Source organism: Streptomyces echinatus, from assembly GCF_014203595.1.
GTDB classification, from domain to species: domain Bacteria; phylum Actinomycetota; class Actinomycetes; order Streptomycetales; family Streptomycetaceae; genus Streptomyces; species Streptomyces echinatus.
This window is the reverse complement of the sequence record NZ_JACHJK010000030.1, coordinates 17,819-33,162: the sequence shown is the minus strand read 5'-3', so window position 1 is coordinate 33,162 and position 15,344 is coordinate 17,819. Positions and strand designations below refer to the sequence as shown.

The following is a 15,344-nucleotide window of genomic DNA, read 5'->3' as shown; positions in this document are numbered from 1 at the left end:
GTTCCTCAGCGCCGTGGATCCCACCGGAACCACCGCCGTACAGCAAACACCGCCACGATCGTCCAGGCCAGCGCGGTCGCGAGGGCGCCCAGTGTCTCGTACGCGCTCAACTGGCCGGTCCAGCCGCCGCGCACCAGGCGGATCGCCGGGGACAGCGGGAGGAGTTCGCAGACGGAGGCGAGCCGGTCGGGCATGAACTCGGTGGGCACGGAGATCCCGGACCCGGCCATGGACAGGAACATCAGGGGCAGCGCGGTCACCTGGGCGCTCTCGGCGGTCCTGGTGAAGGACGAGGTGAGGGCGGCGAGCGCGGCGCTGACCACGAGTCCGGCGAGCAGTCCGGGCAGCAGCAGGTACGGCGCCTTCGGAGCCCCCGTGTGCAGCAGCGCGGCGCAGCCGGCGCACAGGACGAGGGCCTGGGCGAGGCCGAGGAGGACCGGGGGCAGCGCGGTTCCGGTGAGGATCTCGGTGTCGGACAGCTCGCCCGTGCGCAGCCGTTTGAGGACGAGTTCCTCGCGGCGGGCGACGTAGGCGCTGACCAGGGCGGTGTAGACGGCGAAGAGGAAGGAGAAGCCGATGGCGGTGGTCAGCAGCGTCGTGCCGATGCTCAGCCCGGCCTTCGCCAGGTCCAGCTGGTCGAGGGCCGGGCGCATGGTGAACGGGATGGCCAGTGGTACGGCCAGTGCGGTGAAGACGACGCCGCGGTTGCGGCCGAGCAGGGCGAGTTCGGCCCGTGCCAGGGCCCGTAGCCGCCGCGCCGAGGGGGCGAACGCCCCGCGCATCCCGCCAACCGTTCCGCCGGCTCCCATGTGAACCCCGCTCGTCTCGCCGTCCGCTGTTCCCGTGCCGGCCCCGCGGCCGCCGCCTGCCGCGTCCATGCGCACCCCGCTCATGCCGCCACCCCCTGCTCCTGTGCGATCCCGAGGAACGCCTCCTCCAGCGAGGCCGAGCGGACGTCCAGTCCGCGCAGCTCGACTCCGGCCCGGTCGGCCCAGGTCAGCACACCGGTGGCGGTGCGCTGCAGTTCCGTGGTGCGCAGCCGGACCACCCGGCCGTCGCTCTCGTGCCCGCAGACGCCGAGGTCGGCGAGGGGCGGCAGATCGCCGAGGAAGTAGCCGTCGGGAAGTTCGAAGGACATCCGCGAGGGGCGGCCGGCGGTGACCTCGGCCGGAGTTCCGGAGACGGCGATCCGGCCCGCGTGCAGGATGGCGAGCCGGTCGGCGAGGCCCTCGGCCTCCTCCAGGTAGTGCGTGGTGAGCAGCACGGTCGTGCCCGCGGCCCGCAGCTCGCGCACCAGTGCCCAGGTGTCACGGCGGCCCTCCGCGTCGAGCCCGGTCGTCGGCTCGTCGAGGAACAGCACCTCGGGATCGCCGAGCAGGGCGAGCGCCAGGTCCAGGCGCCGCCGTTCACCGCCGGACAGCTGCTTGACGCGCACCCCGTGCTTGCCGGCGAGCCCCACCCGCTGAAGCACCTCGGCTTCCGGGCGGGCCCCGCTGGTGCAGCCGGCCCACATGCGGGCGGTCTCCGCGACGGTCAGTTCGGCGGGGAAGCCGCCTTCCTGGAGCATCACGCCGGTGCGGGGCCGTACGGCGGACCGTTCGCGGAAGGGGTCGTGGCCCAGCACCCGGACCCGTCCGCCGGCCGGCGCCGCGAGTCCTTCCAGCAGTTCGACCGTCGAGGTCTTTCCGGCGCCGTTGGTGCCCAGCAGGGCGAAGATCTCTCCCCGTGCCACGGAGAAGGTGATTCCGCGTACGGCCTCGAACCCGCCCCCGTAGACGCGCTTGAGGTCGGTGACCTCGATCACGTGCTCGTGTTCGTCGATGTCCATGGCACCAGCGTCCCGGCGCCGCTTTCCGCCCGGCAGTGCGCGGTGTCATCACTGGGCATGACAAATGTCAGCGCCGGTGCCGGACAACGAAGAGACCCCGGTCCATTGGACCGGGGTCTCTTTCCCGAGCGGACGACGAGGCTCGAACTCGCGACCTCAACCTTGGCAAGGTTGCGCTCTACCAACTGAGCTACGTCCGCACTGCTCCCGATCGGCTCCCACCGACCGGTGCGGGCACCAGCCTACCCGATCCACAACAGTGGTCGGGACGGCGATGCAGAGCGGGTGACAGGGATCGCACACTGCGCCTTCCCCCTGGAAGGGGGATGTTCTACTACTGAACTACACCCGCATGGTCCTCGGGATCCGGCCTGTCGGCCTCGCCCCTCGGTGTGTCCCAGACATTAGCTGATCAGCAGGGGGGTAGCGCAAGTCGACTCCCCCTCGGGCCCCGTATGTCCCAAGTGCACGGCCCTCAGGGTCCTCTGACGGACCCTGAGGGCACGCCCCTTCGCGGGCTCACTGCGCGGCGCTGAACGCCTCGTAGACCTTCTTCGGGATGCGTCCGCGCGCGGGGACGTCCATCTTGTTGGCCTGGGCCCAGGCGCGGACGGCCGCCGGGTCGGGGGCGACCTCCGTCTGCTTGTACGCCTTGCCGGACCGCGACCGCTTGCGGCCGGCCTCGACGTAGGGCGCGAGCGCCTTGCGCAGTTTTTCGGCGTTGGATTCGTTCAGGTCGATCTCGTACGACTTGCCGTCGAGTCCGAAGGCGATCGTCTCCGCCGCTTCCGAGCCGTCGATGTCGTCAAAGAGAGTGACCACGACTTTTTGCGCCACGAATATCGGTCCCTTCGTGCGGCACGTCGTTACAGCTCAGCGCCGACGACATGCCGAGTATCGGCTATTGCCAATTCATTTGTACAGTGCCCGGCAAAGGAAAGTGAAGCCCGACTAAATCCGTCCGCGTGTCCGGGCGCAATAGGTGAAACGGGCGGACTGTGGAACTTTCCCAGAACTTTTCACGGGTGCGCGACTTCGACACCCGATCGTGATGCGCCTCACGTACTTTCCTCCAACTCTACTCGCGTAGAAATTTTGTGCGGGTAGTCTGAAGGAACCTGCTCAGCACCACACACCGGGAGTGCCAGTGGCACGCGTCGTAGTCGACGTCATGCTCAAGCCGGAGATCCTCGACCCCCAGGGCCAGGCGGTCCAGCGTGCGCTGCCGCGTCTGGGTTTCGAAGGGATCTCGGACGTACGTCAGGGAAAGCGTTTCGAACTGGAAGTTGACGGGCCGGTTGACGAGGCCGCGCTCACCCGGATCCGCGATCTCGCGGAATCCTTCCTCGCCAACACCGTGATCGAGGACTTCACGGTCCGGGTCGACGAAGTCGCGGAGGCGGACAAGTGACCGCTCGTATTGGCGTCGTCACTTTCCCGGGGAGCCTGGACGACCGGGACACCCAGCGTGCGATCCGCCTCGCGGGCGCCGAGCCGGTCGCCCTGTGGCACAAGGACAAGGACCTCAAGCAGGTCGACGCCGTCGTCCTGTGCGGCGGTTTCTCCTACGGCGACTACCTGCGGGCCGGCGCCATCGCCCGTTTCTCGCCGGTGATGGGCTCCCTGATCGAGCAGGCGAAGGCCGGACTGCCGGTCCTCGGCATCTGCAACGGCTTCCAGATCCTCACCGAGGCCCATCTGCTCCCGGGCGCGATGCTCGGCAACGACCACCTCCACTTCATCTGCCGCGACCAGAAGCTGCGGGTGGAGAACGCGGAGACCTCGTGGACCGGCGACTACCGCCAGGGCCAGGAGATCCACATCCCGCTGAAGAACATGGACGGCCGGTACGTCGCCGACGAGTACACGCTCGACAAGCTGGAGGCGGAGGGCCGGGTCGTCTTCCGCTACCTGGACTTCAACCCCAACGGCTCGCTGCGGGACATCGCCGGCATCACCAACGAGGCCGGGAACGTCGTCGGCCTCATGCCGCACCCCGAGCACGCCGTCGAGCCGCTGATCGGTACGGGCCGTACCGACGGCCTGCCGTTCTTCACCTCGATCCTCAAGAAGCTGGTCAACGCATGAGCCGGACGCCTCTGGACACGGTCGAGCACGCGGCCGCGACCCCCGACGTCGAGCTGCCCTGGGCCGAACTCGGTCTGAAGAAGGACGAGTACGAGCGGGTGGTGGAGATCCTCGGCCGCCGCCCGACCGGCGCCGAGCTCGCCATGTACTCGGTCATGTGGTCCGAGCACTGCTCGTACAAGTCCTCCAAGGTCCACCTGCGCCAGTTCGGCGAGAAGGCCCCGCAGTCCGACGCCCTGCTCGTCGGCATCGGCGAGAACGCCGGTGTCGTCGACGTCGGCCAGGGCTACGCGGTCACCTTCAAGGTGGAGTCGCACAACCACCCCTCCTACGTGGAGCCCTATCAGGGCGCGGCCACGGGCGTCGGCGGCATCGTCCGCGACATCATCGCGATGGGCGCCCGCCCGGTCGCGGTCGTGGACCCGCTGCGCTTCGGCGCGGCCGACCACCCCGACACCAAGCGCGTCCTGCCGGGCGTCGTCGCGGGCATCGGCGGCTACGGCAACTGCCTGGGCCTGCCCAACATCGGCGGCGAGGTCGTCTTCGACGCCTGCTACCAGGGCAACCCGCTGGTCAACGCCGGTGCCATCGGCGTGATGCGGCACGAGGACATCCACCTCGCGAAGGCCTCCGGCGCGGGCAACAAGGTCATCCTGTACGGCGCCCGGACCGGCGGCGACGGCATCGGCGGCGCCTCGATCCTGGCCTCGGAGACCTTCGACGACGCCAAGCCCTCCAAGCGCCCCGCCGTCCAGGTCGGCGACCCCTTCCAGGAGAAGCTCCTCATCGAGTGCACCCTGGAGGCCTTCAGGGAGAAGCTCGTCGTCGGCATCCAGGACCTCGGTGCCGCCGGTCTCTCCTGCGCCACCTCGGAGCTCGCCTCCAACGGCTCCGGTGGCATGCGCGTGACCCTGGACGACGTCCCGCTGCGCGACTCCACGCTCTCGCCCGAGGAGATCCTCATGAGCGAGTCGCAGGAACGCATGTGCGCGGTCGTGGAGCCGGAGAAGGTCGACCGCTTCCTGGAGATCTGCGAGAAGTGGGACGTCATCGCCACCGTCATCGGTGAGGTGACCGACGGCGACCGGCTGGAGATCTTCTGGCACGGCGAGAAGATCGTCGACGTCAACCCGCGCACGGTCGCGCACGAGGGCCCGGTCTACGAGCGCCCGTACGCCCGCCCCGAGTGGCAGGACGCCCTCCAGGCCGACGACGCGAACAAGCTGCCGCGGCCCGAGACCCCGGACGAGCTGAAGGACCAGGTCCGCAGGCTGGTGGCCTCGCCCAACCAGGCCTCCAAGAAGTGGATCACCTCCCAGTACGACCACTTCGTGCAGGGCAACACCGTCCTCGCCCAGCCGGAGGACTCCGGCATGATCCGCGTGGACGAGCAGACCGGTCTCGGCGTCGCCATCGCGACGGACGGCAACGGCCGCTACGCCAAGCTGGACCCGTACGCGGGCGCCCAGCTGGCCCTGGCCGAGGCCTACCGCAATGTCGCCACCACGGGCGCCAAGCCCCTCGCGGTCTCCGACTGCCTGAACTTCGGCTCGCCCGAGGACCCGGCGGTGATGTGGCAGTTCGCGGAGGCCGTGCGCGGTCTGGCCGACGGCTGCCAGCAGCTGGGCACCCCGGTGACCGGCGGCAACGTCTCGCTCTACAACCAGACGGGCGAGGCGGCGATCCACCCGACCCCGGTCGTCGCTGTGCTCGGCGTGATCGACGACGTCGCCCGCCGCACCCCGGTCGCCTTCCAGGAGGAGGGCCAGCTGCTCTACCTCCTCGGCGACACCCGTGAGGAGTTCGGCGGCTCCGCCTGGTCCCAGGTGATCCACGACCACCTGGGCGGCCTGCCCCCGCAGGTGGACCTGGAGCGGGAGCGCCTGCTGGCCGAGATCCTGATCTCCGCCTCCCGCGACGGCATGATCGACTCCGCGCACGACCTGTCCGACGGCGGTCTGGTCCAGGCCGTGGTCGAGTCGGCGCTGCTCGGCGGCAAGGGCGCGCGTCTGGTCGTGCCCGACGGTCTGGACGCCTTCACCTTCCTGTTCTCCGAGTCGGCCGGGCGCGCCGTCGTCGCCGTGCCGCGTTCGGAGGAGCTCCGGTTCAACGACATGTGCGGTGCGCGCGGCCTGCCGGCCACCCGCATCGGTGTCGTGGACGGGGACGCGGTGGAGGTCCAGGGCGAGTTCTCGCTGACCCTGGCCGAACTGCGTGAGGCCCACGAGGGCACGATCCCGGCGCTGCTGGCGTAAGCGGTCGTACGACGAAGGCCCGCCCGTGGCAACGGGCGGGCCTTCGTCGTCATGCGGCCACCGTCCGCCGGCCCCGCACAGGAACACGGTGTCCATCGCCGAGGTGTACGCCGCCACCCCGCGCAGGTGTACCGCTCCGCGCGGCGCTCGCCACCGCACGCCAGGCCCTCGTGGAGGAGCGCCACCGCCGCATCGGCGCCGGCGAGAGCGTCGACCAGGTGGCCGCCGACGCCGCCGACGCCGCCGACCGCGCCCGGCGCGCCTTCGGCCCGGTCGAAAAGGGACTGAAGGACTACGCGGTCAGGACATAGGCTCACCGCCATGCCACCGGCCAAGAAGCGCGCCCGCAGCTACGACCCCGCACGGACCCGCACCGCGGTCCTCGCCCAGCTCGCCCACGTGCACCAAGCCGTCCGCGGCCTCACCCCCGAACAGCTCGCCCTGCCCACCCGGCTCGGCGAGTGGACCGTACGGGACCTGGTCGCGCACATCGGCATGGCGGTCACCGCCGTGCACCGCGCCCTCGACCGGCCGGCCCCGCCCCGGCAGGACGTGACGGTCGTGCAGTGGCCCTTCGCCACCGCCGCGAACGCCCCGGCCATCGCCGACTTCACCCGGAACGTCGCCGCGGACCACCCCGATCTCGACGCCTACCTCGCGGACGTCGACTCCTCCCTGCGCGCCCTCCTCGACCAGCACCCCGGCGGCCGGCTCCTGGAGACCAACGCGGGCGCCCTGCCGCTGGACGACTACCTGGTCACCCGCGCCGTCGAACTCGCCGTCCACACCGACGACCTGAACGCGGCCGTGCCGGGTCTGGAGGTGCCGCACGACCGGCAGGCCCTGGCCGCGGCCACCCGGCTGCTCGCCGACGCCCTCGCCGTGAAGGCGCCCGGCGGCTCCACCGAGGTGCGGGTGCCGCCGTACGCCGTCGTGCAGTGCGTCGAGGGGCCCCGGCACACCCGCGGCACGCCGCCCAACGTCGTGGAGACCGACCCGCTGACCTGGCTCCGGCTCGCGACCGGCCGCGTGAGCTGGCAGGACGCCGTGGCCGGGGCGAAGGTCGCCGCGAGCGGGGAGCGCGCGGACATCGGCGGGCTCCTGCCGCTCATGGCCTAGGCGCTCCTCGGCGGAAGCGGCGGAGCGGCGGAAGCGGTGGAGCGGCCGAAGTCGCCGGAACCGGTCGCGCCGCCAGGCCGTCAAATCGCTATGAACCGCTACAAGCAGCGCATGACCCTGACGGCGGCGGCCGCCGTGCTCGTACCGCTCACGGTGGCCTGCGGCAGCGAGAAGGGAGACAGTGTTGCGGTGAGCGTCCAGCAGCCGGTGACCGGCATCGACTGGCGGGTCGACAGCCTCACCGTCGGCGGCACGACCCGGCACGCGCCCGCCGCCGCCCGCCTGCGCATCGACGAGGACGGCAAGGCGGCCGGCAACCTGGGCTGCAACCACTTCAGCGCCCGGGCCACCGTGCACGGCGACCGGATCACCATCGGGGACCTGCGCACCACCCGGATGGCCTGCGACCGCGAGCGGATGGACTTCGAGCGGGCCCTCGCCCGCGCCCTCACCACCGGCACGCTGGTCGCCAAGGCCGACGCCGCGAAGCTGACGCTCACCGACGGTGACGGCGACCGTGTCCACCTCAGCCGCGGCGCCCCCGAATGATGTGCGACACCTCACTCACGTATCCGGCAAAGACCCCGGCGTCCGGAACGCACAACGCGCCCAAAGCGTCCGGCCACGCCTGACGCACGGCCTTGACCAGGGAAAACGCAGAAACAACCAAGGTGATCCAGACCGTCAGGTCGGTTGCGGGCGCGTATCCCCAATTCGGACCAGTGGTCGATCTCGCCTACACTCGAAGGCGTGCCACGTGGTGACGGTCGACTCAATCACGATCTGCTTCCCGGCGAAAAGGGCCCCCAGGACGCTTGCGGCGTCTTCGGCGTCTGGGCTCCGGGTGAAGAGGTCGCAAAGCTCACGTACTTCGGGCTCTACGCCCTCCAGCACCGGGGTCAGGAATCCGCGGGAATCGCGGTCAGCAACGGCTCCCAGATCCTCGTCTTCAAGGACATGGGCCTGGTCTCCCAGGTCTTCGACGAAACCTCGCTCGGTTCGCTCCAGGGTCATATCGCGGTCGGTCACGCCCGCTACTCGACCACCGGGGCCTCCGTGTGGGAGAACGCCCAGCCGACGTTCCGCGCCACCGCGCACGGTTCGATCGCGCTCGGCCACAACGGCAACCTGGTCAACACGGCGCAGCTCGCCGAGATGGTCGCCGCCCTGCCGAACGACAACAACAGCCGCTCCACCCGGGTCGCGGCGACCAACGACACCGACCTGCTGACGGCCCTGCTGGCCGCCCAGGTCGACGAGGACGGCAAGCCGCTGACCATCGAGGAGGCGGCCCACACGGTCCTCCCGAAGGTGCGGGGCGCCTTCTCCCTCGTCTTCATGGACGAGCACACCCTCTACGCCGCCCGTGACCCGCAGGGCATCCGCCCGCTGGTCCTCGGCCGCCTGGAGCGCGGCTGGGTGGTCGCCTCCGAGTCCGCCGCCCTGGACATCTGCGGCGCGAGCTATGTGCGGGAGATCGAGCCGGGCGAGTTCGTCGCCATCGACGAGAACGGCCTGCGCAGCTCGCGATTCGCGGAAGCGAAGCCCAAGGGCTGTGTCTTCGAGTACGTGTACCTGGCCCGCCCGGACACCGACATCGCCGGCCGGAACGTGTACCTCTCCCGGGTGGAGATGGGCCGCCGACTCGCCAAGGAAGCCCCCGCCGAGGCCGATCTGGTCATAGCGACCCCGGAATCCGGCACGCCGGCCGCCATCGGCTACGCGGAGGCCTCCGGCATCCCCTTCGGCAACGGCCTGGTCAAGAACGCCTACGTCGGCCGGACCTTCATCCAGCCCTCGCAGACCATCCGCCAGCTGGGCATCCGCCTGAAGCTGAACCCGCTGAAGGAAGTCATCAAGGGCAAGCGCCTGGTCGTCGTCGACGACTCGATCGTGCGCGGCAACACCCAGCGCGCCCTGGTCCGCATGCTCCGCGAGGCCGGTGCCGCCGAGGTCCACATCCGGATCTCCTCGCCGCCCGTGAAGTGGCCCTGCTTCTTCGGCATCGACTTCGCCACCCGCGCGGAACTGATCGCCAACGGCATGTCCATCGAGGAGATCGGCACCAGCCTCGGCGCCGACTCCCTCGCCTACATCTCCATCGACGGCATGATCGACGCGACGACGATCGCCAAGCCGAACCTGTGCCGCGCCTGCTTCGACGGCGAGTACCCGATGGAGCTGCCGGACCCGGAGCTGCTCGGCAAGCAGCTGCTGGAGACCGAGCTGGCGGCCGGTCCCGCCGCCACGGCCGCGGCCGACGCGATCCGCCGCCCGTAAAACCCCTGCAGTACGACACGAAAGCTCTCACAGTCATGTCTGAGACAACTGGTGCCAGCTACGCAGCGGCGGGCGTCGACATCGAGGCGGGCGACCGCGCCGTCGAGCTGATGAAGGAGTGGGTGAAGAAGACGCAGCGGCCCGAGGTCCTGGGCGGCCTCGGCGGCTTCGCCGGGCTCTTCGACGCCTCCGCCCTCAAGCGCTACGAGCGCCCGCTGCTCGCCTCCGCCACGGACGGCGTCGGCACCAAGGTCGACATCGCGCGCCGCATGGGCGTCTACGACACCATCGGCCACGACCTGGTCGCCATGGTCATGGACGACATCGTGGTGTGCGGTGCCGAGCCGCTGTTCATGACCGACTACATCTGCGTCGGCAAGGTGCACCCCGAGCGGGTCGCGGCCATCGTGAAGGGCATCGCGGAGGGCTGTGTGCTGGCCGGCTGCGCCCTGGTGGGCGGCGAGACGGCCGAACACCCGGGTCTGCTGGGCGAGGACGACTTCGACGTCGCCGGCGCCGGTACGGGCGTCGTGGAGGCCGACCGGCTGCTGGGCGCGGATCGCATCCGCACGGGTGACGCCGTGATCGCCATGGCGGCCTCCGGGCTTCACTCGAACGGATACTCCCTGGTCCGCCACGTCCTGCTGGACCGCGCGGGCCTGGCCCTGGAGACGGAGATCGCGGAGCTGGGCCGCACCCTCGGCGAGGAGCTGCTGGAGCCCACCAAGATCTACTCGCTGGACTGCCTGGCGCTCACCCGCACCGCCGACGTGCACGCCTTCAGCCACATCACCGGCGGCGGCCTCGCGGCCAACCTGGCCCGGGTGATCCCGGACGGGCTGCACGCGACCGTCGACCGCTCCACCTGGACCCCGGGCGCGATCTTCGACCTGGTCGGGAAGACCGGGAACGTCGAGCGCCTGGAGCTGGAGAAGACCCTGAACATGGGCGTCGGCATGATGGCCGTGCTCCCGGCGGAGTCCACCGAGGTGGCCCTCGCGACCCTGGCCGACCGTGGCGTGGACGCCTGGGTGGCCGGCGAGATCACCGAGCGCGGCGCGAAGACGACCGGAGCCGAGCTGGTCGGGGACTACGCCGTCTGACCGTGCAGACAGCACAGAAGCCGGTCGGTGGCTGTGCCACCGACCGGACTCGTGCTCAATGCAAGGTCAAGCGCCGCGACGATGTTGGGAGGGACCTTCATCCTCGTCCTCGTCGTCCTCATAGAGGTCGGCGTAACGGGAGTAGAGGTCGTCCTCGTCGTCCTCATCGTCCTCGAACGGCTCGCCGTTCGGCGGCTGGCTCGAAGTCGATGCGCCCAGTTCACTGGCCAGACGTGACAGGTCAGTCCCACCGCTGTTGTACTTCAGCTGGCGGGCGACCTTTGTCTGCTTGGCCTTGGCCCGGCCGCGCCCCATGGCTCGACCCCCTCGGTGACGGGGCTCAACGGCCCCAGAGTCTGACACGCGTTCATGATCTGGAACGGACCCTCCGAAGAGAGGCCGGTCCGTAGGGCTTCCACGGTACCTGAGCCCGCGCCCATACGGTACGTCGCCCGCAGCACGCGCGTGTGCACAGGACCTTCGAGGCGCCCTGTCCTCGCTGGTCAGTGGCGATTTTAACCACTTATCGGGGAACGACCCGCCGGTGGAAGTGAGAGTTCTCTCTAAGTTCCCGCCGACGGGTACCGCTCATATGTACGACTGGGTCAGCGCCCGGCCTGGCCCGCGCGGGCGTCAGCCATCCGCTGCTCGGCGATCCGGTCGGCCGCGGCGGCCGGCGGGATCCCGTCCTCCTTCGCACGTGCGAAGATGGCCAGCGTGGTGTCGAAGATCTTCGCCGCCTTCGCCTTGCACCGGTCGAAGTCGAACCCGTGCAGTTCGTCGGCCACCTGGATGACCCCGCCGGCGTTCACCACGTAGTCCGGCGCGTAGAGGATCCCGCGGTCGGCGAGGTCCTTCTCCACACCCGGGTGGGCCAGCTGGTTGTTGGCCGCGCCGCACACCACCCTGGCGGTGAGCACCGGCACGGACAGGTCGTTCAGGGCTCCGCCGAGGGCGCACGGGGCGTAGATGTCGAGCCCCTCGACCCGGATGAGCGCCTCGGTGTCGACGACGGCCGTCACTCCGGCCGGGTGCTCGTCCAGGACCCGCTGGACGGCGTCCGGCCGCACGTCCGTGATCACGACCTCGGCGCCCTCGTCGAGCAGGTGCCGCACCAGGTGGTGGCCGACCTTGCCGACGCCGGCGATGCCGACCTTGCGGCCGCGCAGCGAGGGGTCGCCCCACAGGTGCTGGGCGGAGGCGCGCATGCCCTGGTAGACGCCGAAGGCGGTGAGCACCGAGGAGTCACCCGCGCCGCCGTTCTCGGGGGAGCGGCCGGTGGTCCAGCGGCACTCGCGGGCCACGACGTCCATGTCGGCGACATAGGTGCCGACGTCGCACGCGGTGACGTAGCGACCGCCGAGCGAGGCGACCATGCGCCCGTAGGCGAGGAGCAGCTCCTCGGTCTTGTCGCGGTCCGGGTCGCCGATGATCACGGCCTTGCCACCGCCGTGGTCGAGACCGGCCATGGCGTTCTTGTACGACATCCCGCGCGCCAGGTTGAGCGCGTCGGCGACGGCCTCCGCCTCGGTGGCGTACGGGTAGAAGCGCGTGCCGCCGAGGGCGGGGCCCAGGGCGGTGGAGTGGATGGCGATGACGGCCTTGAGGCCGCTGGTGCGGTCCTGGCAGAGCACGACCTGTTCATGGCCCCCCTGGTCCGAGTGGAACAGGGTGTGCAGGACATCAGCAGGCGCGCCGGTTACGTCGGTCACTGTGGTGACTCCTGTGTACATAGCGGCGAGTGGGGTGCGGTCCCCGTGCGGGTGGCGGGGAGCCGTGGCATGAGCGTAGAGCCTCGGCCCACTCACCATCCGCGCAGTGTTCAGGATCACCCTTCCAGGGCCGCCGCGCACGCATGACCATGGCACGATTTGCCGTGGTTTCGAGCCGGGCCCGATGGGGAGGGAGCAGGCGTGCCGAAGGTGTCCTCCGTGGTCGTCCCCTATGCCGCGTACCTGCGCGTGTACGAGCCGCTGGGCGCTTTCCCGGAGCCGGAGCGCAGCCACTGGGCACGCTACGCGCGCCGCCCCGACCGCCCCTCCTACCAGGACGAACTGCGCCGTTCCCTGGCCGACTTGCTGCCCACCCCGCCGATCGCGGTCCCGGTGCACGAGAGCGGTGACGCCTTCGTGCTGGAGATCGACGGCGTGACGTGCGTGTGCCCCTGGCGGACCCGGCTGCGCGGCTGGCAGGCCCTGGGCGGGCTGGACGAGGAACTGCCGCCGCCCGTGCTGGACGCGGTGCTCCCGCCGGTGGTGCGCCGCCAGGCGGCCCAGGACTACGAGCGCTGGCTCGCCCGCAACCCCGACGCCCGCCCGTGGATCCGCACGGCGACCTGGCAGGTGCCGCTGAACTGGTTCGTCCTCGTCTCGGACGAGGAGCGGCGGTACGACAAGGGGACCGCGGACGTGCCTCCGGTGCTGCGCTACCGCACACCGATGGTGCAGGCCAGGCGCCGGGTGGCGCGGGCGCTGCGCGCGCTGAGGGACGCGGTCGAGGAGAGCCCGCTGATCGACGGGCTGGTGGACGTCGGCCGCTGGCTGGAGGAGTTCCATCCGCGTTCGCTGGTGGAACTGGACTACGGCGGGCTGGTGCACGTGCTGCCGGCGGGCGAGCTGGAGGACGACCACTCGGCGGCGGACGTGGCGGCCGGTGTCGAGGCGCTGCGCCAGGGGGACGGGGCGGTCGCCGGGGAGGCCTACGGGCGGCTCGTCGAGCGGTGGCGGGCGGTACGGGACCGGCGTTCCGCGAACTGAGTGACGTACATCACGGTCAAATCGGCCCCGGACGACGTACGTTCTACTCGCTTAGACCACCTGACGGGACGTTGGTCCCGATCTGGACTTTTGTCCCAAGGGTGACGGACGGCACTTACCCGGCTCTTGCTCTAGTTGCCACCCCTCATGCCAAAATAGGACAAGGAGTCCGGGGAGGGCTCCGTCCGTCCAACTATGCTCGACAGTGGGCGGATTCTCAGCATTGCACTGCTTTGGGGGGTCTGGTGACTCCTGATCGTCCTGTGACTGATCGTCACAGTGGCGTGACTGTCCGCTATGGCATGGTCCATCGGCTTCCGTCGCTGATGAACACCTGGGAGGGCAATTCCATCGGTTTGGCCGACGCGGCTGGACAGATGGTGTAGTTGTAGTGCCGAGGACAAGCCGTTCGTCCTATAACCGACTCGACTCGCGTCCGCCATTTCGGGCAACGCGGGTCAAGGTGCAGAATTTAGAGGAAAGAACCGAGAAGGTTCGGTTCTCCCGAGGAGGCCGCTCATGACCGCTCGCACCCCTGATGCCGAGCCGCTGCTGACCCCCGCTGAGGTCGCCACCATGTTCCGCGTCGACCCCAAGACGGTCACGCGGTGGGCGAAGGCCGGCAAGCTCACGTCCATCCGCACGCTCGGTGGCCACCGCCGCTACCGCGAGGCCGAGGTCCGCGCCCTGCTGGCGGGCATCCCGCAGCAGCGCAGCGAGGCCTGAACAACTCCATAACTGGGCAAGACGGTCGGTCCCCCAACCGCCCGAGGCGCCCGAAACCCTAGCTCCAAGCGACGCGGGACCTGCCCCAACAGGGCCCACGCCCAGGCCGAAGAGAACGTTGTAGGCAAGCGACACAGGGTGCGTCGTCGATCGCGCTGGACTCCGCCGGGTCCAGCGCGATCTTTTTTGTGCGCAGGTCGAGGAGGGGGGCGGCGCTTGTGAGCAACCTTGTCGGAGTCTGGGGATGACTGTCGGAACGGCTGTGCAGGGCCCTTGAGGGCAGTGCAATTGCACATATTAAATTGACCTGTTGTATGACAGGGGTAAGTGCCACCGTTTCAAAAACTCATGCGGTGACTCCCGTCACATGACGGCCCGCTTGCTGGGTGCGCGCCGCGTGTACTAAAGGAAACCTCTGCCCCAGAGTCCCACGGCCGCACGCCGGTTGGGCCGGCCGGAGGTCACGTGTGGCGGGGACTTTCGTCCTCCATCGCCTCCTGCTCGGGCTCCTGGCCGTGCGGGCCGGCGTCCATCGCCAGCCGCAGCAGGTGGCGGCAGACGGGGCAGCGGCGGGTGAGATGCCGGTAGGAAGAGGCGGCCGACAGATGGGCTCTCAGGAGCGCCCGCGTCTCGTGCCTGACCGACGCCGCCATACGCCACCTCCAGGGGCCGTGCGGGAGGAACGAGCCCTGCTCTCTGGGTACCGAGCGAATGTGACGCCGTCAAGACCGCGGTACCCACCGGCGCGCCACGCCCCTCCCTGCCGCCGCACCGTCCCCGGTGGCGCCACGAGGGCCGCTGGGCCGGCCGGGCCTTACGCCCCCCGACGGAGCCGAGCCTGGACGCCCCTGACGGGCCCGTCCCCTACCCGGCGGGCGCGGCCTCCCCTCCGGCGGGACGGCGGGGACACGAGAGAGGCCCGCTCTCCCTCACGGGGGGCGGGCCTCGGTGACACGAGTGAGGCCCGCTCTGCCCCGCGGGGGCGAGACGGGCCTCTGGGTACGAACAAGGCCCGCTCTCCCTTGCGGGGGCGGGCCTTGTTCTCTGTGCGGTCCTGACGGGATTTGAACCCGCGGCCTCCACCTTGACAGGGTGGCGAGCACTCCAAACTGCTCCACAGGACCAGGTTTCGCGGCGCTTTCTTTTGTGCACTGCGCTGCGAGAAGAGACTGTACAGGAGGGTGAGGGT

Annotated in this window: 16 protein-coding genes and 3 tRNA genes; 10 read left to right on the top strand and 9 right to left on the bottom strand. The window is 70.1% G+C overall.

What is annotated here, in order from left to right:
- Positions 1–5: 5 nt before the first annotated feature.
- From FHS34_RS40415 to FHS34_RS40395, 5 genes are all read right to left on the bottom strand, one after another.
- A complete protein-coding gene (locus FHS34_RS40415) occupies positions 6–782 on the bottom strand; it encodes an ABC transporter permease (RefSeq protein ID WP_225817448.1) in 777 nt (258 codons plus the stop codon).
- Between the two features lie 107 nt (positions 783–889).
- On the bottom strand, positions 890–1,828 hold the full coding sequence (locus FHS34_RS40410; protein ID WP_184975476.1) for an ABC transporter ATP-binding protein: 939 nt from the start codon (positions 1,826–1,828) through the stop codon (positions 890–892).
- A 127-nt stretch (positions 1,829–1,955) separates the two neighbouring features.
- Positions 1,956–2,028, bottom strand: a tRNA-Gly gene (locus FHS34_RS40405).
- An 80-nt stretch (positions 2,029–2,108) separates the two neighbouring features.
- Positions 2,109–2,180: transfer RNA gene (locus FHS34_RS40400), tRNA-Gly, on the bottom strand.
- Between the two features lie 167 nt (positions 2,181–2,347).
- Positions 2,348–2,665 carry a histone-like nucleoid-structuring protein Lsr2 gene (locus tag FHS34_RS40395; protein ID WP_014673610.1) on the bottom strand — a complete coding sequence of 106 codons (318 nt, stop codon included), beginning with the start codon at positions 2,663–2,665 and terminating at the stop codon, positions 2,348–2,350.
- 310 nt (positions 2,666–2,975) lie between these two features.
- On the opposite strand from FHS34_RS40395, the gene purS reads away from it, so the two are divergent.
- From purS to purM, 8 genes are all read left to right on the top strand, one after another.
- Positions 2,976–3,239, top strand: a complete 264-nt coding sequence (gene purS, locus FHS34_RS40390; RefSeq protein WP_184975473.1) for a phosphoribosylformylglycinamidine synthase subunit PurS — start codon at positions 2,976–2,978, stop codon at positions 3,237–3,239.
- Complete coding sequence (gene purQ / locus FHS34_RS40385; protein ID WP_184975469.1) at positions 3,236–3,916, top strand: phosphoribosylformylglycinamidine synthase subunit PurQ; 681 nt, start codon at positions 3,236–3,238, stop codon at positions 3,914–3,916. Before purS ends, purQ begins: the two co-directional genes overlap by 4 nt.
- Positions 3,913–6,171, top strand: a complete 2,259-nt coding sequence (gene purL / locus FHS34_RS40380; protein ID WP_184975466.1) for a phosphoribosylformylglycinamidine synthase subunit PurL — start codon at positions 3,913–3,915, stop codon at positions 6,169–6,171. Before purQ ends, purL begins: the two co-directional genes overlap by 4 nt.
- A gap of 170 nt (positions 6,172–6,341) precedes the next feature.
- Positions 6,342–6,482: a hypothetical protein gene (locus tag FHS34_RS40375; RefSeq protein ID WP_184975463.1), complete on the top strand. Its 141-nt coding sequence runs from the start codon at positions 6,342–6,344 to the stop codon at positions 6,480–6,482.
- Between the two features lie 10 nt (positions 6,483–6,492).
- Positions 6,493–7,290, top strand: coding sequence for a maleylpyruvate isomerase family mycothiol-dependent enzyme (locus FHS34_RS40370; RefSeq protein WP_184975460.1), 798 nt, complete (start codon positions 6,493–6,495; stop codon positions 7,288–7,290).
- Positions 7,291–7,401: 111 nt separating this feature from the next.
- Positions 7,402–7,839, top strand: a complete 438-nt coding sequence (locus FHS34_RS40365) for an META domain-containing protein (RefSeq protein ID WP_225817447.1) — start codon at positions 7,402–7,404, stop codon at positions 7,837–7,839.
- A gap of 201 nt (positions 7,840–8,040) precedes the next feature.
- A complete protein-coding gene (gene purF, locus FHS34_RS40360; RefSeq protein WP_184975455.1) occupies positions 8,041–9,570 on the top strand; it encodes an amidophosphoribosyltransferase in 1,530 nt (509 codons plus the stop codon).
- A gap of 35 nt (positions 9,571–9,605) precedes the next feature.
- On the top strand, positions 9,606–10,673 hold the full coding sequence (gene purM, locus FHS34_RS40355) for a phosphoribosylformylglycinamidine cyclo-ligase (protein ID WP_184975452.1): 1,068 nt from the start codon (positions 9,606–9,608) through the stop codon (positions 10,671–10,673).
- Positions 10,674–10,739: 66 nt separating this feature from the next.
- Here the strand turns inward: purM and FHS34_RS40350 are convergent, their stop codons facing one another.
- Complete coding sequence (locus FHS34_RS40350) at positions 10,740–10,988, bottom strand: DUF3073 domain-containing protein (RefSeq protein ID WP_143640034.1); 249 nt, start codon at positions 10,986–10,988, stop codon at positions 10,740–10,742.
- A 290-nt stretch (positions 10,989–11,278) separates the two neighbouring features.
- The gene (locus FHS34_RS40345) at positions 11,279–12,385 is read right to left on the bottom strand and encodes a Leu/Phe/Val dehydrogenase (RefSeq protein ID WP_184975449.1); all 1,107 of its coding nucleotides are present in this window, start codon (positions 12,383–12,385) and stop codon (positions 11,279–11,281) included.
- 201 nt (positions 12,386–12,586) lie between these two features.
- On the opposite strand from FHS34_RS40345, the gene FHS34_RS40340 reads away from it, so the two are divergent.
- Both FHS34_RS40340 and bldC read left to right on the top strand, forming a co-directional pair.
- Positions 12,587–13,429 (top strand): DUF8083 family protein, encoded by an 843-nt coding sequence (locus FHS34_RS40340; protein WP_184975446.1) that lies wholly within the window; start codon positions 12,587–12,589, stop codon positions 13,427–13,429.
- Between the two features lie 519 nt (positions 13,430–13,948).
- Positions 13,949–14,155: a developmental transcriptional regulator BldC gene (gene bldC / locus FHS34_RS40335; RefSeq protein ID WP_003949541.1), complete on the top strand. Its 207-nt coding sequence runs from the start codon at positions 13,949–13,951 to the stop codon at positions 14,153–14,155.
- A 461-nt stretch (positions 14,156–14,616) separates the two neighbouring features.
- Here the strand turns inward: bldC and FHS34_RS40330 are convergent, their stop codons facing one another.
- The gene (locus FHS34_RS40330; protein ID WP_184975443.1) at positions 14,617–14,808 is read right to left on the bottom strand and encodes a DUF6274 family protein; all 192 of its coding nucleotides are present in this window, start codon (positions 14,806–14,808) and stop codon (positions 14,617–14,619) included.
- Positions 14,809–15,204: 396 nt separating this feature from the next.
- A tRNA-Asp gene (locus tag FHS34_RS40325) sits at positions 15,205–15,279 on the bottom strand.
- Positions 15,280–15,344 lie beyond the last annotated feature (65 nt).